The organism is Rhodococcus sp. 06-470-2 (genome assembly GCF_002258235.1).
GTDB lineage: Bacteria > Actinomycetota > Actinomycetes > Mycobacteriales > Mycobacteriaceae > Rhodococcoides.
In genome coordinates, this window is record NZ_NOYB01000016.1 from 55840 (window position 1) to 77987 (window position 22148).

Sequence of the window (22148 nt, forward strand, 5' to 3'; positions counted from 1 at the left end):
GCTCCTACACTGACGCGCGTGCCGGATAGGAAAAACGCGACAGCCACCCAGTCCGGCGTCCTGCGGCCGGATCAGCTGGCTCGGTATGTCGATCTGACAAGGCTGCCGTGTGCAGCGGCGTTGGAACCGTGGGTCGAGAACTACTGGCAGCTGCGATGGGATCTGCCGTCGGACATCTCGTATCGCAGCTCGACGCTCCCACACCCGGCCTGCACGTTGAGCGTCGAGCACGGCTGGACCCGGGAAGGCGTCGTCGAACCGGTGGTCGTGACAGGCGTGCTCACCCGTCGCTTCGACGTCGTGCTCGCCGAATCCGGTTGGGTGTTCGGGGTCAAGTTCCGTCCCGGCGGCTACGCGAGTTTCACCGGAACCGTGGCCCGAAATCTGCGCGACGTCTCGGTCGCGCCGCCGACCCCGTTCCGAGCCGAGACCGTTGCTGCACTGGCCGAGCTGGGAGGACATCTCAATGCCGACCACTGCCGAACCGTCGTCGACTCGGTTCTCGCGCCCTATGCCCGTGACGTGGAACCGGAGTACCGGACCGTCCTGGACATCATCACGACGATGCTGCGCGACCGGACGCTGGTTCGCGTCGCACAGGTGGAACAGCGGTGCGCAATCGGCACTCGTCGATTGCAACGGCTGTTCGAGCGCTACGTCGGTGCGACGCCCAAGTGGGTGCTCGGGCGGTATCGGATTCACGACGCTGTCAGTGAACTCGACAACGGCTACTCGGGTCCGCTGGCAGACCTGGCCGCGCGATACGGCTGGTTCGACCAGGCTCACTTCACTCGGGAGTTCACCGAACTGGTCGGAATGCCGCCGAGCGCCTACCAACCCTGAGTAACGCCTTCGTCACGCAATGCGACTTTTGCGGATTCGTTTGGCACAGTATCCCGCGGTGCTCGACGAGCATCTCGGTGAGGAACAGCAGCACAGAGGAAGAGTGGGCTTCAACGCATGATCAACATTCTCATCGCCGGTGGAATCGCGTTGGCGGTCTCGATTCTGTTGACTCCATTTCTCATCGCGCTGTTCACCCGGCAGGGATTCGGCCAGGAGATCCGTGTCGAGGGTCCGGCAAGTCACCACGCCAAGCGAGGAACGCCGACGATGGGCGGCGTCGCGATCATCGTCGGCCTGTGGGCCGGTTACCTCGGCTCCCACCTGGTGACGATGGGCGGCGACGGACCGTCGGCTTCGGCGCTGTTGATACTCGCTCTTGCGACGGCACTCGGCGTTGTCGGATTCCTCGACGACTACATCAAGCTCCGCATGAAGCGGAGCCTCGGACTCAAGGCGACCGGCAAGTACGTCGGGCAGATCAGTGCAGCGGTGATCTTCGCCGTGCTGGCGCTGCAGTTCCGCAATGGGAACGGGCTGACTCCGGGCAATGTCGAACTGTCGCTGGTACGCCAATCCACGTTCTTCACCATGGCCCCGATCGTCTTCGTGCTGTTCTGTGTCTTCCTGGTCGTCGCCTGGTCCAACGCGGTCAACCTCACCGACGGTCTCGACGGCTTGGCCGCAGGATCGATGACACTCGTCCTCGGCGCGTACACGGTGATGACGTTCTGGCAGTACCGGCAATCCTGCGCCACCAACTCCGTGGCCGGGTGCTACCAGGTGCGCGATCCACTCGACCTCGCCGTCGTCTGCGCGGCTGCCGCGGGTGCCTGCATCGGATTCCTCTGGTGGAACGCAGCTCCGGCGAAGATCTTCATGGGCGACACCGGCTCACTCGCCCTCGGCGGACTGCTCGCAGGCCTGTCGATCGTGAGCAAGACCGAACTGATCGCCCTCGTCTTCGGAGCCCTGTTCGTCGCCGAGAGCGCCTCCGTCGTCATCCAGGTCGCGTCGTTCAAGAGCACCGGAAAGCGACCGTTCCGCATGGCACCCATCCACCACCATTTCGAGCTGGCCGGCTGGGCGGAAACAACGGTCATCATCCGACTGTGGCTGTTCGCTGCCATCGCGTCGGCACTGGGGCTCGGGTTGTTCTACAGCGAGTTCCTCGCCGCCGTCGGCTGACCTCTACGATTCTGGGATGACTGACGAACTGTCTCCGGTTGCCAAGGTCGACGCTCTCGCCGCCGAACTCGAGCAACTCGATGCTCGACGCGTCGCCATCGGGGTCGAACTCGTCAATCTTCAATTCGGTCTCGACGGAGACGCCAAAATCCGCGCGACAGAGGTCTTCCACAGCGACTACCTGGGCCGACTGTTCACCTTGGTCGACGACCTGCGCACCGACGAATAAGGCTTCAGGGCGCGACGATGCAGCCCGGGCCGAGCGGAGTGGCCGGGTTGACGGTGACGGTGCGAACCGGACCGCCCGCGGACGTTTCGTAGGCCATCAACGAGTGTTCACCCGGTGCAGTCGGGGTCCACAGCGTGAGCTTGTGGCCGAGAACTACCGGCGTGCTGAAGTACGGATCGACGTTCCATGCCAGTTCCTCGGGGAACATGACCGACTCGTTCGTGTAGTCCTGGATATCGACCCTCGGGCCACTCGGTGTGTCGGTCCGAGCCACGACCAGATATGTGCATCCCACCCCGAACTGCGTTGTGGCACCGGCACTGAGCCCGGGCAGGATGTCGAGGCTCACGACGTCCGCCGACGCCGCTGGGGCAGCCCAACACGCGGACGCGACAAGAGCAGTCGATATGAAGGCCAGGTGCCGAAGACGCTTCGATATGGTCATACCAGCTGGTCGGTTCGGGGGGCTAACTCGTTACACCCCGATTCACTCGGACTCGGAACGAGACACGACGACCAGTCGAAAATCCCTCAGCGACAGAGAGAATGCCGCCAACGCTGCAACGAGCACGCCGCCGGCCGGAAACACCGACCACGGATCGCCGATGGTGGGGGTGAAAGACGAGGCGTCGTCGACTCGTGCGATGTACGACGTGTCGGAGACGTAAGTGTCCGACACTGAACTACCCATTGACGTCCAGCCGAAATCGGCGGCAGGAGGCGAGTGGATCTCGATACTCAACGGATTCTCCCACCACCAATTCGACGCGACTTCAGTTGGTTGCGGTGGCCAATGCGTCCAGGCGAGTGCGCTGCCCGCTCCCAGCGCCACGCCGACCACGATCAACACCACGAACAGGTGGACGCGGCTGCGCCGACGATCCTGGACGATTCGCAGACCCGCATCGACGAGAAACGAGGCCACCACCAAGCCGGCCGCCAGTCCCGCAGCGACGAGATAGAGCGACACCGGGAACCAACTAGGACGGGCGTAGGTCACTCCCAGGTCCTGCGGATCGACAACGGCGACATGCCAGACCACCGCTGCGGCTGCGCCCGTCGAGGCCCCGACTGCCGCGAGCATTGCAACCAGCTTCTTCCCTGATGGGCTGTCCACGGGCGGGACTCTACCCTTGACCTGAAGTTCGGTTCAGGTTTTAGGGTCAGCCTCATGACAACGACAACCAGCAGACCGATGCAGCCGCCAGAGCGTCAGCCCATCGGGTTCTGGACCGCGCGAGCCGGGGAAGCCATTCGAGCACGAACCCGCGGCGCACTCCACGAAATAGGCGTCACACAACCCGAATGGTGGCTCCTACATCAGATCTCGCTGCATCCCGCAGGAGCCGAGCGCGCCGAGACGATCGAGAAGATCGGTCACAACGACACCCCGGAGGTCATCGTCGAGGCCATCGACTCCGCGGAGTCCAAAGGTTGGATCGTGGAATCGAATTCACGTCTGACGTTCACCCCGGACGGTCGCGACGTGTTCCGGCGCGCAGCCGATCTCCAGAACATGCTGCAGGAGGAGCGCATGAGGGGCATCAGTGAGGCCGACTTCGTGACCACCATCGAAGTCCTGCAACGAACGATCGAGAACGTCGGAGGCAACGCCTGGCATTGGTGACGATCAGGCAGTGCGGGCCACCTCGCGCGGGATCGGGTTACCCTCGAGCCCTCGACATCAGCACGCCTACAACTAAGCCGACGACTGCTCCCAGAACAGGCAAACCGACTACGAGTGCGCCCAGCGGCCCAGGCATACCCAGGAACTCCGAGTACTGCGAATGGCCTGCGACGAACGCGTAATTCACTCGACGCGGTGCGCCGGTCCACAGGACGATACCGATCGACGCAATGAGCCCGAGTGAGAATCCGATCAGTGCGGAGACCTTACGCATCCGAGCGGGCTTCGCGGGCCGCTGCTGCGAATGCGGCCATGCTCGGGAATTTCATGTCGACGCTGTATTCCTCGGACGGCTCCGGTGTTGCGCCCCATCCGGGGCGATCGTGTCGCCGATCGATCCACACCGAGGCGATGCCGTGCCGTTTCGCCGGTACGTGATCGTGGAACAGGCTCTGCGCAACATGGAGTAGCCGTGATCGTGGAACACCCAGCGTCTCGAGGACTCCATCGAGCGCGTCGAAGTGGTTGTCGGCCGGTTTGTAGGCCTTGACGTCCTCCGCGGTCACGATGGCATCGAACTGCACGCCGAGCCGGCGGTTGCTACCTGCGAAACCGTCGCGGTGCACATTGGACAGTATGACGAGCTTGTAGCTCTCACCGAGAGACGCCAAGGCGGCGCCGGAGTCCTCGAATGCCGGCCAGTCCGAAACGGAGGCCCCGAGCTTGTCCGCCCACTCGGCCGATACAGGTATTCCCAATGCGCGCCCGGTCTGTGCGAAAGCATCGGCGAGTATCCGGGGGTACAGCGCAGAGGGTGAATCCCGCTGCGCCTGAGATTCGTTGACGCCGTGCATCTCGAGAAGCTCGTCGTCGGACAGCGGAGAACCGGCCTGCTGCGCCCATGGTCTGAGCACCTCGAGTATGCCCGCTTCCCAATCGATCAGCGTTCCGTAGCAATCGAAGCTCAGGACGTCGTAGTCGGCGAGATTCATGCGGCCGGTCCTCCTTGCGACAATTCGATGACGGCCGACTGTTCGTGCCGATACCGTGTTCACGTCACCAGCAGCCTACTGCTCTTCGTCTGTTCTCGAGCGTCCGACCGTCGCTGCGACCGCCGGACCGGATGTCGACCGACTCGAGATCAAACGTGTTGCGCAGCAGATGTATCGGGTTGTTCACCGTGGTCCCGTCCGGGAAAGTGTCGGGCGGGGTGAGCTCGTTCGCAGCGATCCGTGCGGACCGTCGCCGGGTCACGACGCAGGTAGAATTTCATCGAGCCGACTCGATCGACGACGAAGGGCAGCCCTGTGAGCATCGACCGCGACAGTGCCGACAGCAACAAGCGCAATGTCGACGACGCACTGAACAAGATCGACAAGCCCTGGCAGCCTCACCGACTCGTCAGCGTCAACGACTACGACGTGAAGGTCGTCAAGCTGCTCGGCGAATTCGTCTGGCACACACACCCGGACACCGACGAGATGTTCTTCGTCCACAGTGGGGAACTGATCATCCAGCTGCGCGACCGGGACGTCGTTCTCGGACCTGGTGATGTCTTCGTCGTCCCGGCAGGCGTCGAGCACTGTCCCAAGGCCGTCGAGGAGGTGTCGGCGTTGCTGTTCGAGAGGGCGGGCACCGTCAACACCGGGGATGTTGGCGGAGAGATGACTTCGCAGGTCCACGAGTTGTGACTCGACTGAAGCTGCGCGCTGCTGTCCCGTCCGACGCCGATTTTCTCTTCTCGATGGCGTCGGACCCGGAGGTCGTCCGATGGGTCGGTGATGGAAAACCCTGGAGTAGAGACTATTTCGATGGTCGTTTCTCACGTTCCCTGAACGCCGAGGACACCCGAACGCCGGACGTGCCGAGATGGTTCATCGGCACCGCCGAGGATCGACACCCCGTCGGCTTGCTCAGCCTGACTCGACGATCGGATCACATCGAAGTCGGGTACTGGGTGCATCCGACCCAATGGGGTCGTGGCTACGCCGGCGAACTGATCGACCTCGCGCGGGATCACACGGATGGTCTCCCGATGGCCGCGCAGGTGTATCCGGCCAACAGTGCCTCACGTCGGGTGCTCGAGCGTGCCGGGTTCACACTCGTCGACGACGGTGATCCCATGATCTTTCGATGTCCTCCGACGTAAGGATTCTCCGGTTCACCAGGTTCTGATGGGACGGGGCCGAACCGAGGTGCGGCCGGTGGTGACGCCGCGCACCATCGGTCGCATCAGGAATTCGTGCGGAAACCCCAGGTCGATAACGCTGGCTGCGTGCAGTGCATCGAGGTGGGAGTCGTCGAGGGTGACATCGAGCGCAGAGATGTTCTCCTGCAACTGTTCCGGAGTACGCGCGCCGATCAGCGAGCTGACGACCGACGGATGCCTGAGCGTCCATGCCAGCGCCACCTGAGCCGCGGACGCCCCGAGTTCGCGTGCGACACCAACGACGACGTCCGCGACTGCGAGCCCCCGCGTGGTCAGCGTTCCGTTCGCCTTGGCGTGATCACGACGGGTTCCCACTGGGCTGTCCGAGCCCGCCGTCGCAAGGTCTGCGGCAGAGTATTTGCCCGTCAACACGCCACCGCCGAGGGGAGCCCAAGGAATCACACCGAGGCCCAAACTCGCTGCCATCGGCAACAATTCCCGCTCGGTTGTTCTCTCCATCAAGCTGTACTCCACCTGAAGTGCCGCGAACGGCGGCCACCCGCGCAACTCCGCGGTGGTCTGCATTCGCGCGACTTCCCATGCCGGTGTGTCCGAAATTCCTATGTACAGAACCTTTCCCGAACGGACCAGCTCACCGAGCGAAGCGATGATCTCGTCACTCGGCGTCATACGGTCCCACGCATGCACATACAGCAGGTCGATGTAGTCGGTACCGAGATTCCTCAGGCTTGCCTCGACGGACCCGCGGAGACTCTTTCTACCGCCCCCACCTGCGTTCGGATCCGACGGATCACGCGTCGCCGCATATTTCGTCGCGACGACGACCGAATCGCGGCGGCCCCGGAGAAATGTACCCAGGTACCGCTCCGACTGTCCGTCGGTATAGATGTTGGCGGTGTCGACCATGTTTCCGCCGGCGTCGAGGTAGGCGTCGAAGATTTTCCTCGAGTCTTCCTCGTCCGCACCCCAACCCCACGCATCGCCGAATGTCATGGTTCCCAGCGACAGAGGTGAAACTCGCAGACCAGAGCGGCCCAGCAGTCGGTAGTCGTCCAAACGTGTCATCGGTCATGTCTCCTTCGTGTCCGGTCCCACTCACCGTCCTGGCACCGAGGGGGAACGGAAAGGACCAGATCATCCTGGGAAGAGCGATACCAGGCCGATCGCGCCCGAGTGCCCTACCGTGGATCGGGTGAGCGGGCAGCTGGGTCGAGACGAACTGGCGGCATTTCTGCGCGCCAGGCGCGAGGCGCTGATCCCGTCGGACGTCGGTCTACCACCTCGGATAGGGGCATCACGTACGCCCGGTCTGCGGCGTGAGGAGGTCGCTGCGTTGGCCGGTGTGAGCGTGGATTACCTCGTTCGTCTCGAACAGGCACGTGATGTCAGGCCGTCCGCCCACGTGGTGCAGTCACTGTCGAATGCGCTGAAGTTGTCTGCTGATCAGACGGGCTACCTGTTCACGCTCGCCGGCCATCGCGCACCCGACCGACCCGCCGTCCAGCAGGTGCCCGACGGCATCCGAGCGTTGATCGACGACATCGGTCCGTTGCCAGCGATGGTACTCAACCACCGACTCGACATCCTCGCCGCGAACGACACCATGGCCGCACTCCTCCTCGACATCGACGAACGCCCGGTGTCGGAGCGCAATGTTCTACGAATGTGTTTCCTGGACAGCCGATTCGACGGATTCTACGAGGCACGCGACGACGTCGTCCGAGGCGCGGTGGCAGACCTGCGTGCCGCATGGGTGAACCACTCTCACGACCAGGAGCTCGCCGCCTCGATCGACGAACTCGAACGAGGCAGCGCAGAATTCGCCCGCTACTGGCAGTCCCGTGAAGTGTCGGTGCGCAGCCGCGGTGACAAACCGATGCGACATCCGCTCGTCGGACCGGTGACCGTGACGTTCGATGTCCTCACTCCACTCGGCGACCCTGATCTACGATTGATCGTCTACCGGCCTGTCGATGCGCAATCTCGTTCTGCGCTGGACGAACTCGGCCGGTTACGCTCTCATCGAAAGCAGCGGCACCTGCGCACGATCTGAATCCGACCTTTCGCGGCACCGAAAGTCGAGACTCCATCGGTCCCGTGCTCCTATCGTTTCGGGCAGAACGAAGGAAGGTCACCGGCACATGCTCGAACGATGGAACGCAGCACTCGACTACATCGAGAAGAACCTCGACCGCGAGATCGATCCGACCGAACTCGCTCGGATCACCCGCACATCGGAATATCACTTTCGACGCGTGTTCTCGGCGCTCGCCGGACTACCACTGTCGCACTACATCCGACAACGCCGAATGACGCTGGCAGCAGCCGACATTCTCGACGGACAGGGTGTGCTCGACGTCGCGACCAAATACGGATACACCGCGGACGCGTTCACCCGCGCCTTCCGAGACCTACACGGCATCACACCATCTCGAGCACGCCGCCCCGGAGCCATCCTTCGTTCCAGACAAGCAGTGACATTTCACCTGACCATCGAAGGACGAAGCACCATGCGATACCGCATCACCGACCTGCCTGCATTCCACATCGTCGGCAAAACCACCCGAATCCCACTCCGATTTCACGGCGAGAACACCGCCATGACCGAATTCCACCGAAACCTGGCCCCCGGAACCGGCGACGAATTACGTGAACTTGCCGACCTGCCCGAACTCCCCGACATCCTCTTCGTCAGCGACGGCTTCGAACCCGAACGCGAGGACGGCAGTCTCTTCGACTACTACTTCGCAGTTGCAAGCACGTCGGCCGGAACACCCGACTGGGACACCCTCGCCGTGCCCGCATCGACCTGGGCGGTATTCGAGACGAGCAGCAACACCGCACTCGCCCCCGCACTCCAACAACTCTGGGCCGACGCCTTCAGCGAATGGTTCCCCTCCAACCCCTACGAAACAATCCCGGGACCGGAAATCCTGACCGTCACCGAAGCCTCCCCCGACTGGACCTCGGGAGCGGGAGAACTATGGCTCCCCATCCAACGAAATCCATAGCCGTCCTCATCTCCTCCCCTCCCGGCGCTGCCCCCCCGTTGACCACTCAATGTGACGTTCAGTGGCCTTTTCGGGGGTCAATGTCACATCGAGTGGACTGCTGGAGGGAGCCCAGCGCACGGCCAATCGGTCTCGGCCGCCGTGCTCGGTAGTCTGACGACATGTTGGCCGGCCGACGAGAGGGGTTGCGTCGGCGATATCTGTCGCTGGGGATCGGCGAGCTGGTCGCAGCCGTAGTCTTCCTGACGCTTGCCCTCACCATGGCGATACCGCGGCTCGACGACCGACAAGACCGTCTCGCGTTGTGGTCCGCCCTTGTTCCGTTGCTCGTCGTGCTCGTACAAGCGGGGGTCTACTGGCTGCTGGCGCGTTCCTGGGTCGAAAACCACCCGATGCCCGTCTTCCTACGCGGGACCTACCGGGTGTGTCGAATCGTCGACGTCGCGTTGCTCGCTGCCGGGTTGGTGGGCATCATCGTATGGCTTCCCGCCGGGATCGGTGCGGCTCTCGCCGTCGTCGCGGTATGGCTCTTCGGAGTCATCGAGTTCGTCAACTACTTCGTCGTCCGGCTTTCCTATCCCGTACGCCATTGGCTGTCGACTGTTCGTCAGCTGCGCACTCCTCGATTGGTTCGCGACATGAACACTGTTGCCTGACTCCACCGTCGGCGTACCCGGTAGACACTCGATGTGACATTCAGTGGACTTTTCGGCAGTCAATGTCACATCGAGTGGACTGCGGTCGACTGGGCGAAACGCTCAGGACGATCGACGAGCCAGGATTTCCGTGATGTCGGCCAGAGCAGGGATTGCCGCAGAGAGTGCTCGACGGCTGTCCACGGTCAGCTCGTCGAGTGCGTCGGAAAGGACCTGCGAGCTGACTGCGTCGTATTCGGCGAGGAGGCGGAGGGCCTTGGTCGACGCCGTCAGGGTCGCTCCCCGGAGGTCGTTCGACGAGATCGATCGTTCGACGAGACCCGCGTCGACCATTGCCTTGATCAGGTTGCTCACGGTGGAGCGAGCGAGGTTCAGATGTGCCGCGAGGACGCCGGGGCTCATCGACGGCTTGTCGACCAGCGCCCTCATCACCTCGACGTGCGAGTCGGGGAGGTCAGGCAAATCCGCGGCCTCGCGGGTCGCGCGGAGCAGCGAGCGTCGCAGCGGCCCCAGTTGTCGCGCGAGCTCGATTGCGGAGGAGTGCATCGTTCGATGATCGCACATGTAGTTTTGCCGCAAACATAGTTTTGTGACAAAATGTCCTTATGGATATAGAGACCTCGGTTCAGAATCCGGTCCCGAATCAGGACCTCAGCGGCATCGTCGGGCACCGCTTTATCTACACGTACGCGAACAACTGGCAGTACGAGATGTACGTCAAGAACGCTACGACGATCGACTACCGCATCCACACCGGCATGGTCGGTGGTCGATGGGTCAAGGACCAGGAAGTCGATCTGGTCCAACTCGATGACGACGTCTACAAGATCTCATGGAACGAACCCACCGGAACATCCGTCGTCGTCAACGTCATTCCCGGCAAGCGGCGTCTGCACGGCACGATCTTCTTCCCTCAGTGGATCGAGCTGGACGGTACGAAAACTGTTCTGTACCAAAATGATCATCTCGACGAGATGCGCGCCTACCGTGATGCCGGACCGACCTACCCCATTTACGTGGTCCCCGAATTCGCCCGAATCACTTTGTTCGAGCACGTCGGCATCGACGACGAGACGATCGTGTCGCTCGCGCCCAGCGATCTGCCCGACGGATTCGCCGACCGAACGAACTGACGTGCGCCCCGATCTGATCTTCGTCGCACATCTGTCGGTAACCGTGGGCGAACCGATCGACTTGGGCGAGGTGGTCGATGGTCACCGCCGCATCGTGCCGATCCTCGGCGGGACCGTCGAGGGCCCCCTACTGCGCGGCCGAGTCCTGCCCGGCGGAGCGGATCACCAGATTCTCCGCACACCCACACTCACAGAACTGGACGCCCGATACGCCCTCGAGACCGATGCGGGCGAACGAGTCGCCGTACACAACATGGGCATACGAAGTGGTGCCGAAGAGGACATCGACGCACTTGTCCGCGGCGAAGATGTGCCCGCCGATCGCGTCTACTTCCGAAGCCAACCGCGCCTGTCCTCCGCCGCAAGCCGCCTCGCATGGATGAACGAACGACTGTTTCTCGGATCCGGCAAACGACTACCGAACTCGATCGAACTGGACATCTATCAGATCACCTGACCGACGTTATTCCGCGCAGTCAATGTGACGTTCGGTGGTCTTTCGGGCAGTCAATGTCACGTTGAGTGGACGGGGAGGGGTGTCAGGCCATCGATTGGCCGTAGACGTGGGTCACGGAGATAGTCACAAGAACTCGTCGGTCAGCGACCATGACTGCTCGGTATTCGTTCCAATCGGGGTGCTCACCGGCCGCAGCGCGGAAGTAGTCCACCAGGGCATCGACTTCGGGGCTGTTCGGTGACGTACCCGGGCCGGTGAGGGTGACGGTTCCTTCCGCCGTCGCCCATGCCCTACCGTCGGGACTGGTCACTTCCAGTGCGGCGCGTGGATCTCGACGCAAGTTGGCCGTTTTTGCTCGTCCATCGGTCACCGAGATTCGGATTGTCTCGGCAGCGCGATCGTAGAACGGCGTCACAGGCGAGAGCTGCGGAACTCCGCTGGCCTTGATGGTCGCCAACACTCCGATTCGGCTCTGTTCGAGAAGGTGGTGTGGATCGAATGCGCTGTCGGTCATGGATTCCCCTCAGGTCGTGTGGACAACTCGGCCGCATAGGCCCCGATTGCTCGACGATATTTCCCCATTGCAGGGTTCGCTGCCTGAAGCGCACTCCGAAGCGCCTGCGCTACATCCCCGATATCCCACAGGGTCAGCGCCACGAATGCGTCACGTGCGGAGATGTATTCGTTCGCGAACTCGAACTCTCGGAGCACATGCAATGCATCGTGCGGTCGCCCGACATTGCGCAACGAACTCGCCAATTGGATCCGGGCCTGATTTTCCCGGTCGCCCTCGAGACCAGCCGACAGGGAGGCTTCATACAACGGGACTGCGGCCGCACCGTCGCCCAAGAAGTCTTCCAGCGATGCGCGCTCGAACAGAGTACGAGCATCCGAATAAGATGCGGCCGAGAGCAAGTCCGCCATCTCGACACGCATACGGACGGGGTCGGTGTCATCCGCTTCACGCCAGAACGCCACTAGCGGGTCCACATTGCCTCCCCCTGTCATCACGCGCTCCATCGTCGCAGACACCGCTTAGTCTCGACAGATGGATGTGGAACTGTCCCTGCTCAAGTTGCTGGTGGAAATCGACCGCAGCGGGTCGATGACGGCCGCTGCCGAACGGCTCATGTTCACCCCCTCAGCTGTGTCCCAGCAGGTCAAGAGACTCGAGGCCGTCGTCGGAACCCCGGTCCTCGAGCGACACGCACGCGGAGTGCGCCTCACCGAGGCCGGTCGGCTCGTTGCGGGGAGAGCGGCGGCGATCGACACGCAACTGTCTGCCCTGCGCGCCGACCTCGACGATCTGCTCGACGCCCGCAGCGGCCACGTCACCCTGGGCGTCTTCCCTTCCTTCGCTGCATCTCTTCTGCCGGACGTCATGAGCGCATTTCGCTCTGCGCATCCAGGGATCGATTTGGGCATACGGTCGTCGCGGCTGCGCGACCTGCACGCGATGCTGCTGGGCCGAGAAGTAGATCTGTCCTTGGCATGGGACTACCCGGAATTGCCGATGGTGGTCGACGACGTCGAGACCGAAGTCATCGCCGAGGACGCCACGGTCCTTCTCGTTCCCGCGGGTTGGTCTCGGAGAGGCCCCGTTCCACTCCAATCGCTCGAAGGCGAACAGTGGATCGTTCGCGCGTCGCAGCACTCCATCACCACGATGTTCCGAACAGCCTGTCTCAAAGCCGGTTTCGAGCCTCAGATCCTGATCGAGTCCAACGACTACATGGAATCTCAGGCGATGGTTGCTGCCGGACTGGGACTCACTGTGGCACCCGCGATGACTACTCGCTACCTTCGCGAGGGCGTCGAGTCGATTGCCTTGGACGAACTCTCGAGGCGGCGAATCCTGCTGTGCCGCCTCGAGCAGCGGGCGCCGTCCCCTGCATCGAATGCCATGACATCGGTGCTCGTCACGCTCTTCGAAGCTATGAATTCTGCTTGAGTCAGATGTAAGAAACGATCTCTGGTCTTCACGCTGCGTAGGCGGCAAGGTATGCCACAGGTCACATCGGTGACCTAGTCCGCAACAGTGCGGACGTGAACACCTGGAGACATCGTGACTACCGGACACCCAGCGCCAGCCCCAGACAACACAGTCGAACTGGTGGTTCTCGCCGGCGACGGCATCGGTCCCGAGATCAGCGCGGCGACTGCCTCGGTGGTCGAAAGTGCGCTCGCGCACAACGGAATCACCGCCAGGTTCACCGATGGAACCATCGGTTTCGATGCGCTCGCCGCCTCGCGGACAACCATGCCCGACGCCATCGTCGATCTCTCGCGTGCAGCAGACGGCGTCGTTCTGGGCCCGGTGTCGCACCTGGACTACCCACCGACCTCCGAAGGCGGCGTCAACCCGTCGGGAATACTGCGGCGAAAGTTGGACCTGTACGCCAACATTCGGCCCGCCAGGACTGTCCCGGCTCTCCCGAATCCTCTCGGCAAGAACTTCGACCTCGTGATTGCCAGAGAGAACACCGAAGGCTTCTATGCCGATCGGACGATGTTCGCCGGTGGTGGCGAGTTCATGCCCACAGAGGACCTCGCACTGGCCATTCGAAAGGTGACTCGTCACGGTTCCGAACGCATCGTGCGCCGAGCGTTCGAGCTGGCACGGACGCGTAGATCGAAAGTCACCGTGGTGCACAAGGCCAACGTCCTCAGGCTGAGCGACGGGCTGTTCCTCGAGGCGGCCAGAGCCGTCCGGCAGGACTTTCCCGACGTCTCCTACGAGGAGCTATTGGTCGACGCTGTCGCCGCGCTGCTGATACGTCGACCGGAGTCCTTCGACGTGATCGCAACCACCAACATGTTCGGGGACATCCTCTCGGACGAGGCCACCGAGCTCTCCGGCAGCTTGGGATTGGCTGCGTCACTGAATGTCGGTGACAAGCACGCCGTCGCGCAAGCACAACATGGATCGGCACCCGACATAGCAGGGCAAGGAATCGCCAATCCCGCGTCGTTGATCGGTTCTGCCGCAATGCTCCTGGACTGGATCGGACAGCAGCGCGGCGACGAAAGACTGACTGCAGCGGGCAGATCGATTCATCGAGCCATCGACACGGCCGTGGGTATGCCCGAGACCCGCACGGCGGACCTCCACGGAACCGCAACCACCGAGCGCTTCACGCTCGCAGTAATCGAGCACCTCGAATCGGAGCGCTGAATCATGTTGGCAGTGCTCGGATTCGTCTCACTCGCATCCTTCATGCTGGTGGTGATCAAGAAGTGGGCGACGGCACTGGTTGCCGTCGTCACCATCCCCATCGTTGTTCTGTTGATCAGTGGACAGGGTGCAGCGCTACCGGACATGGTCGCGAAAGGCATCGAAACCGTTGCTCCCACAGCAATTTTGCTGCTCTTCGCGGTGCTGTACTTCGGGATCATGATGGACGCCAAACTGTTCGACCCCGTATCGCGCGGCATCATCCGACTGTCCGGCGGAGACCCAGTCAAGATCTGCGTCGGCACAGCGGTTCTCGCACTCCTGGTCGCACTCGACGGCGACGGCACCACGTCATACATGATCATCTGCTCCGCGTTTCTCCCCATCTATCGCAAGCTCGGAATCAACCCCCTGGTGATCGCCACGATCGCGACCATGGCTCTCGGGACCATATCCGGTACTACGCCGTGGGGCGGAGCCGCGACCCGAGCGATCAGCGTGCTGCAGATCGATGCCACGGAGTACTTCGTACACATGCTGCCGGCGATGCTGCTGATGTCCGCGGCGATCGTCGGCCTCGCGTACCTGTTGGGGCGCAGCGCACGTAACAAGATCTCCCCTGAGCGCATCGCCGAAGTCACCGCGCACGTGTCTGCTGACGGGCACGAAGAGGGCTCGGAGGGAACACTTCTGACGAAGGCAACCTGGCGAACGTGGGTGAACGCAGCACTGACGGTCACCTTGCTGGTGCTGCTGGTGCTGGGAGTCGCGGACCTACTGGTGCTGTTCATGCTGGGATTCATCATCGTGCTCGTCGTCAACCACCCCAAGCCCTCCGATCAGGGCGAGGTGATCCGATCGCACGCTGCCAACGCCGTCCCCGTCGTCATATTGGTCCTCGGTGCCGGCGTGTTCACCGGCATCCTCACCGAAACCGGTATGACAACAGCCATGGCCGACGTGCTGATATCGCTGATTCCGGACGGTGCCGAGGGCATGATTCCCGCCGCAGCCGCGCTGATCGGCATACCGCTGAGCTTCTTCATGGCCAACGACGCCTACTTCTTCGGGATAGTGCCGGTACTCGCGGAATCGGCTGCGCAGTACTCCATCCCACCCGAAGAGATGGCGCGTGCCGCCGTGATCGGCCAGATGGCTCACTCGATCGGACCGGCGTCGGCACCGTTGTGGGTTCTTCTCGGCCTGGTCCGCGCGTCACTGGGCGACTTCCAACGCTTCGCATTCCTGTGGGTGTTGGCCGCGTCGCTGATGTACATCGTGTTCGCGATTCTCACCGGAGCCATCTCGGTGGGTCTGTGACCTATTGTGCTGCCACGAATTCGATTCGATTGCCCACTCCGTCGCGGGTATGGAACCGTCGTCGACCCTCGATCTCCTCAGGGTCTGCCCAATTCACCGGATAGCCGGCAGACGTCAACGCCGCAGCGGCTGCATCGACGTCGGCAACGAAAGCCGGGTGCGCCTTCACTGCCGGACGAAAGTCGTCGTCGACGCAGACATGCAACTCACCGTCGGGACCACCCACACCCGGCACCCGGAACCAACAGCCCCCGCGAACGGCCAACAACGGCGGCTTCGGGACCTCCTCCCAGCCCAAGGCTCCTGAGAAGAACGCTCGCTCGAGATCCTCGCCGCCCGCCGGACACGCGACCTGCACATGATGAATCATCGACAGAACGTACCGCCGACTCGATTGACACGTCGATGAACGGTAGGCAAACGTATGGGCATGCAACTGAGATTTCTGGCCGGCATCTCGACGGCCTTCGCATTCAAGCTTCTGCTGATGCGAGCGCTGACACTCAAGCTGCAGCGAGACATCGAAGCGCTGAACAACGGCGACTACCGTCCCCTGCTCGCGTCGTTCCACCGAGACGCAGTGCTCAAGTTCGCCGACGGAGACAGCCGCTGGTCGGGCACCCATCGCGGCCGCGCAGCCATCGAAAGATTCTTCCAGGACTTCGTCGCAGCCGGGATACAAGGACAGATCAGCGAAATCTACAGTGGCGGCGCACCCTGGCGAATGACCCTGCTCGTGCGGTTCGACGACCGAGCCCACGCAGCCGACGGCACCCAGATCTACAACAACCGCACCGTGCTCCTGGTCCGCACGAGCTGGGGGAAAATCATCTCGCAAGAAGACTTCTTCGAGGACACCACACGCATCGACGCACTCGAGAAGAAACTGCGGCAACTCTAGATCACCCGGCCCGGCGTCACACTGTGTGCCATCCGCCGGTACACAATGTGACATCCAGTGGCCTTTTCGGCAGTCAATGTCACATCGAGTGGACTCCAGGGTCGGAAGGGGTGGGGCGGCGATAGGTCACCTGGGGGTAGTTGTCGGCATTCGTGACGCTGGCGTTCACGTTGTATACCGTGCGCACGAGGTGTTCGGTGATCACTTCGTTCGGGGTTCCCGATGCAACGATGGTGCCTTGATCGAGGACGATGATTCGGTCGCAGAACATGGCGGCGAGGTTGAGGTCGTGCAGGGCGATGTAGCTGCTCAGGGGTAGGCCTGCGACGAGGGTGAGGATGTCGAGTTGATGTTGGATGTCGAGGTGATTGGTCGGCTCGTCGAGCAGTAGTTCGGTGGGTTGCTGGGCGAGGGCTCGGGCGATCTGGACTCGTTGGCGTTCGCCGCCGGAGAGGGTGTGCCAGCGTCGGGTGGCTTTCGATGCCATGGCGGTGTCGGTGAGTGCTCGTGCGATGGCGGCGTCGTCGTCCGATGCGTCGCCGCCGAGGATGCCGTGATGTGGGATGCGGCCGAGGCGGACGACGTCGCGGACGCTGATGTCGACGTCGGTGTCGGAGTGTTGGTCGACCATGGCCACCCGTCTGGCGACGCGACGTCGGCGCAGTGTTCGCAGGTTGTCTCCGTCGAGCAGCACGTCGCCACTGTCGGGTGCGACGATGCCGGCAAGAATGCGCAACAGGGAGGATTTGCCCGAGCCGTTGGGGCCGATCAGGCCGATGGTCTCTCCCGGTTCGGGCGCGAAGCTGACGCCGTCGAGGATCGGGTGTCCACTCCGGGTCCATCGAATGTCTCTGGCGTGCAGTGTCATCGAGATCTCCTGAGCCGAAAGAGAATCAGGGCGAAGGCCGGAACGCCGATAAGGGCCGTGACCACTCCGACCGGAATTTCCTGTGGTGCGAACACCGTTCGAGCGATGGTGTCGACCCAGACCATGAATATTGCCCCCATCACCACCGTCGTCGGAAGCAGTCTTCGATGGCGCGACCCCACGAGGAAACGAGCAGCGTGCGGTAGCACCAGCCCTACGAATCCGATGGCACCGGCGGCGCTGACGAGGGCGGCCGTGATCAATGCGGTCATGACCAGCAACAGGATTCGCACGTACTTCACCGGAACGCCGAGGGATGCGGCCGCGTCGTGCCCGAAAGTGAAGGCATCGAGGGCCGAGGTGTTGAACAGGCACACCGCCATGCCCAGCAGTGCCACAGTGCCGCACAGTGCCACGTCCGTCCAGTCGGCGCCGCTCAAGGAACCGAGCAGCCAGAACAAGACTCCTCGGGTTTGCTCGGCGTCGGCCGAAGATATGACGATGAACGACGTCAGAGCCGAGAACAGTTGTGTACCTGCCACTCCCGCCAGCACGACACGGTCGTTGCCGCCGCCCGCACCTGCGGCGAGCAGCATGACCAGCACGAACGACAGCAGCGCTCCGGCGAAGGCTCCGGTGGACAGCGACAGTGCACCGCCACCGACGCCGAGCACCGCGACGACGACGGCACCGGTGGATGCGCCCGACGAGATACCCAGTACGAACGGATCGGCGAGGGGATTGCGCAGCAGCGATTGCATGATGGCTCCGCACAGCGCGAGGCCTGCACCGCAGACGGCGGCGAGCAGCGTTCGGGGCAATCGCAACTGCCAGACGATGCCGTCCTCGATGCGGCTCACTTCGGCCGTACCGATCCCGATGTGCCCCAGTATCACTCGATACACATCGGATACCGACACGCTGGCCGGACCGATGGTCACGGCCACGCCGATCGAGAGCACCAACACCACGAAGCCACCGAGCAGAAGCGGGATCAGCAACCCGCGATCGGTCCGGCTCATGGGGTGGTCGATCCCCAGTTCTGCAGAGCAGCAGCAACTTTTTCGACCCCGTCGATCGTACGGATCGACGGGTTGAGGTCGGCGCCGTTGACGACGATGTACCGCTTGCTCTCGACGGCGGTGAGCCGACTCGTGACGGGATTCGATTCCAGGAAGGCGATCTTGCTGTCGAGAGCATCACCGGCGATGCTCCGTCGGCTCAGGTCCGCGAGCACGAGCGCGGTGGGATCACGATCGAGAACACTCTCCCAATTGACCTGTGGCCATTCGTCGGTGGTGTCGGCGTAGATGTTCTCGGCACCGACGGATTCGGTGATGATGCCCGACGATCCACAGCATCCGGCCATGTAGGGGGTGTCGGTGTCGGCGAACCAGTACGCCAGCGACACACCGGAGGCGTCGACGGCTCCCGATGCCTTCGCGAAGCGATCCTGCAGTTCGGCGATGAAGCGTTCACCGCGATCACGCACGTCGAAGATGGCCGCGAGGTCGCGAATCTCCTGGTAGACGGTCTCGATCTCGAGTGGCGAGGTACGCGCGCCGTCGGAGTTGACGCTGTCGTCGGTCTTGCCGTTGCAGTCGGTGGGAGAGAGGTAGCTCGGCACACCGAGCTGCTCGAACTGGTCTCTGTCGGCGACGCCTCCCGGTCCGAGGGTGCCGCCGAACGACGCGGTGACGAAGTCGGGCTCGGCGTCCAACACCACCTCGAGGGAAGGTTTGTTGTCCGCCAACCTGGGCACCTTCGCGTTCTCCGACTCGAGGTTCGCACGGACGGGGTCGGTCCAGGTGGCGGTGCCGACCATACGGTCGGAGAGGCCGAGCGAGAGAAGGATTTCCGTCGAACCCTGATTCAACGAGACCGCACGTTGCGGCGGGGCGTCGACGACGACGTCGCGACCGCAATTGTCGATGGTCAGCGGATAGTTTCCTGTGGTCGGGGTGGCCGCGTCGGTCGTCGCCGTGGACGAACAGCCGGCGAGAACGAGGAACGAGACAGCGCCTAGTACGGCGAGGGTGGTGCGCATCGTGAAGAGCTTCCTGCTGAGGGCTCGTGTCGCGGAGCCGCGGTTGGAGGTGGATCGCGACGTCCGAGCATTCGGACTTCGAGCTCTCACTCGTCACCGTTGCGCGCCAGCTCCGGAATTGCACCGGATTCCCTCGTTCGTCGCGTGCTGACCCTATCGTGCGGGGTACCTCAACGGTCAGCGTGCCGTTGCTGTCACCGGCTCCTGTGCGTAGCGACTCGGAAAGGTTCTGCGCGCCACCACGACCACGGCCAGCGCTGCGGCGACCAGGGCTGTTGCAGCAGCGGTGACGGCCCCGATGCCGCTCAGGTCGATCACCACACCGCCCAGCAGTGCGCCCGTCGCGATCGCCAACTGGAAGGAAACGACGTAGATCGCCGACGCCTTGTCCGCATCGGCCGGGGCGGCTCTGACCACGGCCGATTGAATACACACCGGAAGCGTGGTGAAGGCCAGCCCCCACAACGCGATGGCACCGACGGCGAACACGGCCCAGCTGCCCGGAGCCCCGCTCAGAGTGCACCAGAGAATTGCCACTGCCGCTGCGACCGCACCGAGGGCCGCGATGGTCGAGTGCCGGGGCCACCGGTCGTAGGTTCTCCCGATCACCCAGATGCCGACCACCCCGAACAGTCCGTACAGCATCAGCATCAAGGTCAGGGTGGTTCCCGCCGATCCGATGGCACGGTCGACGATCACCGAGAAGTATGTGTACGCGGCAAAATGACCGAGGACGGCCAGGAACGTCACGCAGCACAGAATGGCCAGGGAGCCGTCGAGCACCCGCGGTGTCTTCTTCGTTTCCGAGACCGCTCGGGTAACCGGTAGTGCTGGGAGGACGAAGTACAGCGCCACCGCGATGGCTGCGGCGACGATGCCGAGAATCGTTGCTGCGGTGCGCCATCCCAGCCACTGCCCCAGTGCTGCCGTGAGCGGGTTGCCGGCAACCAACGCCAACGAGGTACCGGCATACACCGTCGCGATGGCCTTGCCCTGCTTACCGGGTAGAGCCAGCGATGCCGCGACCGGAGCGACGACGGCCCAGAAGACTCCGTGCGTTGCCGCGCAGAGCATTCGAGAGATCACCAACATCGGATATCCGACCGATACCGCCGAGAGGAGTTGCGAGAGTGCCAGTGCGGCAACGGTGATGACCACGACGCGTCGTCGGGGCCACTGCCGCACGAACCGGATCAACGGCATCGTCATCGCGGCGACGCCGTACGCGTAGAAGGTCAGTAGGAGACCCACGGCGGATTCGCCGACGCCGAGGTCCCCGGATATCTCGGGGAGCAACCCCACGGGCAGCGTTTCCGCCGTGACGTAGATGAATGCGGCTGCGGCGAGCACCAGCAGCTTCGGTAGCGGCGACGACATGCTGTGTATCGTTACACATCATCGGTGCCGCGCGCTACAGTGGGCCGGTGAACACTCGGGTGACCATGGCCGACGTCGCAGCGTCCGCAGGCGTTTCCACCATGAGCGTCTCGTACACCTACAACCGACCGAGCCGAGTTTCCGCGGCCACCCGCGATCGCGTGCACGAGGCAGCAGCGGCCCTCGGATACGCCGGTCCCAACCGCACCGCGCGGTCGTTGCGCAGCGGCAGGCACGACAGCATCGGCGTCGTCCTCGGCGAGAAGCTCACCTACGCCTTCGAGGATCCCCAGGCTCGACGGTTTCTGTCCGGCATCGCCGAAGCGTGTCTCGACGCCGACACCGCGCTGGTGATGCTGCCGAACCTGCACCGCGACACCGACAACGCTCGCATCCGAGACGCACAGGTCGACGGGTACGTGGTGTGGACCACGGAGATCGACGACCCCTTGCTCGACGTGCTCGTCGAGACCGGCCGCCCCACGTGCATCCAGGGTGGGCCCGACCACCCCGGCCTGAACTCGATCGCCATCGACGACAGGGCGGCAGCCGACGCAGTGGCCACCGCCGCATTGCACAGCCGATCTCGACCTGCCATCGTCGCTCTCAGGCCCGATACCCGACGCGAATCGACGATCGTGCGTGGCGCGGACGCGTCGGACATCTCGATGCCGGTGACCCGAGCTCGACTCGAGGGTTACCGAGACGCATGCCTGCAATCGGGGATCGAATGGTCGACGGTACCGACACTGTTCACCACCAACAACGCCCGCCCCGAAGGGGACCGGGCAGCGCAGGTGTTGTTGCAGGACAACGCTATCGACACATTGCTCGTGATGAGCGACGAACTTGCCCTCGGGGTGCTCGATGCTGCGGCCACGGCCGGAATCGACGTTCCGGGGCGACTGGCCGTGACCGGGTGGGACGACTCCCCTGCCGCGGCCGAGGCCGGATTGACCACCGTTGCGCAGTCGCTGTTCGATCAGGGCCGGTCGGCGGCTCGGTGGGTGCTCGGACTCAGCGACAGCGTGGACGACGCGATCTGGAGCGTCGAAGAACGAGCATCGACAGGACGCGCAAACGGCCCACAAACCAAGGACACCGTGATCTAATAGTCCTAAAAAAGGGGATGCTCCCTGTTTATAG

At 63.2% G+C, this 22148-nt stretch carries 29 protein-coding genes; 16 read left to right on the top strand and 13 right to left on the bottom strand.

The genetic code is table 11. From position 1 onward, the window contains the following. The first annotated feature begins 18 nt into the window (after positions 1-18). The 3 genes from CH276_RS09260 to CH276_RS09270 all read left to right on the top strand — a co-directional run bounded on the left by CH276_RS09260 (position 19) and on the right by CH276_RS09270 (position 2260). Positions 19-843: a helix-turn-helix transcriptional regulator gene (locus CH276_RS09260; protein WP_254923854.1), complete on the top strand. Its 825-nt coding sequence runs from the start codon at positions 19-21 to the stop codon at positions 841-843. 117 nt (positions 844-960) lie between these two features. Then, the gene (gene mraY / locus CH276_RS09265) at positions 961-2031 is read left to right on the top strand and encodes a phospho-N-acetylmuramoyl-pentapeptide-transferase (RefSeq protein ID WP_032397044.1); all 1071 of its coding nucleotides are present in this window, start codon (positions 961-963) and stop codon (positions 2029-2031) included. A 16-nt stretch (positions 2032-2047) separates the two neighbouring features. Beyond that, a complete protein-coding gene (locus CH276_RS09270) occupies positions 2048-2260 on the top strand; it encodes an oxidoreductase (protein ID WP_094628942.1) in 213 nt (70 codons plus the stop codon). 4 nt (positions 2261-2264) lie between these two features. Here CH276_RS09270 and CH276_RS09275 read toward each other — a convergent pair whose 3' ends face one another. Beyond that, a complete protein-coding gene (locus tag CH276_RS09275; protein ID WP_094628944.1) occupies positions 2265-2705 on the bottom strand; it encodes a hypothetical protein in 441 nt (146 codons plus the stop codon). Between the two features lie 42 nt (positions 2706-2747). Then, positions 2748-3377 carry a hypothetical protein gene (locus tag CH276_RS09280; protein ID WP_094628946.1) on the bottom strand — a complete coding sequence of 210 codons (630 nt, stop codon included), beginning with the start codon at positions 3375-3377 and terminating at the stop codon, positions 2748-2750. Positions 3378-3431: 54 nt separating this feature from the next. On the opposite strand from CH276_RS09280, the gene CH276_RS09285 reads away from it, so the two are divergent. Beyond that, a complete protein-coding gene (locus CH276_RS09285; RefSeq protein ID WP_045197847.1) occupies positions 3432-3887 on the top strand; it encodes a MarR family winged helix-turn-helix transcriptional regulator in 456 nt (151 codons plus the stop codon). A gap of 37 nt (positions 3888-3924) precedes the next feature. On the opposite strand, the gene CH276_RS28430 is transcribed toward CH276_RS09285, so the two are convergent. Both CH276_RS28430 and CH276_RS09295 read right to left on the bottom strand, forming a co-directional pair. After that, entirely contained in the window at positions 3925-4161 is a 237-nt protein-coding gene (locus CH276_RS28430; RefSeq protein WP_094628948.1) for a hypothetical protein, read from the bottom strand. Beyond that, on the bottom strand, positions 4154-4879 hold the full coding sequence (locus CH276_RS09295; RefSeq protein WP_094628950.1) for an HAD-IA family hydrolase: 726 nt from the start codon (positions 4877-4879) through the stop codon (positions 4154-4156). The genes CH276_RS28430 and CH276_RS09295 overlap by 8 nt, the downstream gene beginning before the upstream one ends. Positions 4880-5248: 369 nt before the next feature. On the opposite strand from CH276_RS09295, the gene CH276_RS09305 reads away from it, so the two are divergent. Both CH276_RS09305 and CH276_RS09310 read left to right on the top strand, forming a co-directional pair. Beyond that, positions 5249-5578, top strand: a complete 330-nt coding sequence (locus tag CH276_RS09305; protein ID WP_217901362.1) for a cupin domain-containing protein — start codon at positions 5249-5251, stop codon at positions 5576-5578. Beyond that, entirely contained in the window at positions 5575-6036 is a 462-nt protein-coding gene (locus CH276_RS09310) for a GNAT family N-acetyltransferase (protein WP_176459179.1), read from the top strand. The genes CH276_RS09305 and CH276_RS09310 overlap by 4 nt, the downstream gene beginning before the upstream one ends. A gap of 12 nt (positions 6037-6048) precedes the next feature. On the opposite strand, the gene CH276_RS09315 is transcribed toward CH276_RS09310, so the two are convergent. Next, on the bottom strand, positions 6049-7122 hold the full coding sequence (locus tag CH276_RS09315; protein ID WP_094628954.1) for an aldo/keto reductase: 1074 nt from the start codon (positions 7120-7122) through the stop codon (positions 6049-6051). A 127-nt stretch (positions 7123-7249) separates the two neighbouring features. Here CH276_RS09315 and CH276_RS09320 point away from each other — a divergent pair, with 127 nt between their 5' ends. From CH276_RS09320 to CH276_RS09330, 3 genes are all read left to right on the top strand, one after another. Next, positions 7250-8110 (top strand): helix-turn-helix transcriptional regulator, encoded by an 861-nt coding sequence (locus tag CH276_RS09320; protein WP_094629205.1) that lies wholly within the window; start codon positions 7250-7252, stop codon positions 8108-8110. An 88-nt stretch (positions 8111-8198) separates the two neighbouring features. Further along, positions 8199-9068 carry an AraC family transcriptional regulator gene (locus CH276_RS09325; RefSeq protein ID WP_094628956.1) on the top strand — a complete coding sequence of 290 codons (870 nt, stop codon included), beginning with the start codon at positions 8199-8201 and terminating at the stop codon, positions 9066-9068. Between the two features lie 161 nt (positions 9069-9229). After that, positions 9230-9724 carry a hypothetical protein gene (locus CH276_RS09330; protein WP_045197834.1) on the top strand — a complete coding sequence of 165 codons (495 nt, stop codon included), beginning with the start codon at positions 9230-9232 and terminating at the stop codon, positions 9722-9724. A 102-nt stretch (positions 9725-9826) separates the two neighbouring features. On the opposite strand, the gene CH276_RS09335 is transcribed toward CH276_RS09330, so the two are convergent. Continuing rightward, positions 9827-10270: a MarR family winged helix-turn-helix transcriptional regulator gene (locus tag CH276_RS09335; RefSeq protein ID WP_217901355.1), complete on the bottom strand. Its 444-nt coding sequence runs from the start codon at positions 10268-10270 to the stop codon at positions 9827-9829. Between the two features lie 59 nt (positions 10271-10329). Here CH276_RS09335 and CH276_RS09340 point away from each other — a divergent pair, with 59 nt between their 5' ends. Continuing rightward, positions 10330-10857 (top strand): phenolic acid decarboxylase, encoded by a 528-nt coding sequence (locus CH276_RS09340; protein WP_094628960.1) that lies wholly within the window; start codon positions 10330-10332, stop codon positions 10855-10857. 1 nt (position 10858) lies between these two features. Then, positions 10859-11314 (top strand): DUF3237 domain-containing protein, encoded by a 456-nt coding sequence (locus tag CH276_RS09345; RefSeq protein WP_094628962.1) that lies wholly within the window; start codon positions 10859-10861, stop codon positions 11312-11314. 82 nt (positions 11315-11396) lie between these two features. On the opposite strand, the gene CH276_RS09350 is transcribed toward CH276_RS09345, so the two are convergent. Together CH276_RS09350 and CH276_RS09355 are read right to left on the bottom strand one after the other, a co-directional pair. Further along, complete coding sequence (locus CH276_RS09350) at positions 11397-11828, bottom strand: PPOX class F420-dependent oxidoreductase (RefSeq protein ID WP_094628964.1); 432 nt, start codon at positions 11826-11828, stop codon at positions 11397-11399. Continuing rightward, entirely contained in the window at positions 11825-12334 is a 510-nt protein-coding gene (locus tag CH276_RS09355; RefSeq protein WP_094628966.1) for a tetratricopeptide repeat protein, read from the bottom strand. Before CH276_RS09355 ends, CH276_RS09350 begins: the two co-directional genes overlap by 4 nt. Before the next feature lie 28 nt (positions 12335-12362). Between CH276_RS09355 and CH276_RS09360 the strand changes: the two genes are divergently transcribed. The 3 genes from CH276_RS09360 to CH276_RS09370 all read left to right on the top strand — a co-directional run bounded on the left by CH276_RS09360 (position 12363) and on the right by CH276_RS09370 (position 15809). After that, entirely contained in the window at positions 12363-13265 is a 903-nt protein-coding gene (locus CH276_RS09360) for a LysR family transcriptional regulator (protein ID WP_094628968.1), read from the top strand. 162 nt (positions 13266-13427) lie between these two features. Continuing rightward, positions 13428-14489: an isocitrate/isopropylmalate dehydrogenase family protein gene (locus tag CH276_RS09365; RefSeq protein WP_230596961.1), complete on the top strand. Its 1062-nt coding sequence runs from the start codon at positions 13428-13430 to the stop codon at positions 14487-14489. Between the two features lie 3 nt (positions 14490-14492). Next, positions 14493-15809 carry a CitMHS family transporter gene (locus CH276_RS09370; RefSeq protein ID WP_094628970.1) on the top strand — a complete coding sequence of 439 codons (1317 nt, stop codon included), beginning with the start codon at positions 14493-14495 and terminating at the stop codon, positions 15807-15809. Between the two features lies 1 nt (position 15810). Here CH276_RS09370 and CH276_RS09375 read toward each other — a convergent pair whose 3' ends face one another. Continuing rightward, complete coding sequence (locus CH276_RS09375) at positions 15811-16179, bottom strand: glyoxalase (RefSeq protein ID WP_094628972.1); 369 nt, start codon at positions 16177-16179, stop codon at positions 15811-15813. Positions 16180-16239: 60 nt separating this feature from the next. Between CH276_RS09375 and CH276_RS09380 the strand changes: the two genes are divergently transcribed. Beyond that, positions 16240-16710 carry a nuclear transport factor 2 family protein gene (locus CH276_RS09380; RefSeq protein ID WP_094629206.1) on the top strand — a complete coding sequence of 157 codons (471 nt, stop codon included), beginning with the start codon at positions 16240-16242 and terminating at the stop codon, positions 16708-16710. Between the two features lie 79 nt (positions 16711-16789). On the opposite strand, the gene CH276_RS09385 is transcribed toward CH276_RS09380, so the two are convergent. The 4 genes from CH276_RS09385 to CH276_RS09400 form a co-directional block, all read right to left on the bottom strand. Then, positions 16790-17578 (bottom strand): ABC transporter ATP-binding protein, encoded by a 789-nt coding sequence (locus CH276_RS09385; protein ID WP_094628974.1) that lies wholly within the window; start codon positions 17576-17578, stop codon positions 16790-16792. After that, entirely contained in the window at positions 17575-18600 is a 1026-nt protein-coding gene (locus tag CH276_RS09390; RefSeq protein WP_094628976.1) for a FecCD family ABC transporter permease, read from the bottom strand. The genes CH276_RS09385 and CH276_RS09390 overlap by 4 nt, the downstream gene beginning before the upstream one ends. Beyond that, complete coding sequence (locus CH276_RS09395; RefSeq protein WP_094628978.1) at positions 18597-19625, bottom strand: ABC transporter substrate-binding protein; 1029 nt, start codon at positions 19623-19625, stop codon at positions 18597-18599. Before CH276_RS09395 ends, CH276_RS09390 begins: the two co-directional genes overlap by 4 nt. A 177-nt stretch (positions 19626-19802) precedes the next feature. Further along, positions 19803-21002 (bottom strand): MFS transporter, encoded by a 1200-nt coding sequence (locus CH276_RS09400; protein WP_094628980.1) that lies wholly within the window; start codon positions 21000-21002, stop codon positions 19803-19805. Between the two features lie 47 nt (positions 21003-21049). On the opposite strand from CH276_RS09400, the gene CH276_RS09405 reads away from it, so the two are divergent. After that, complete coding sequence (locus CH276_RS09405; protein WP_032397020.1) at positions 21050-22114, top strand: substrate-binding domain-containing protein; 1065 nt, start codon at positions 21050-21052, stop codon at positions 22112-22114. Positions 22115-22148 lie beyond the last annotated feature (34 nt).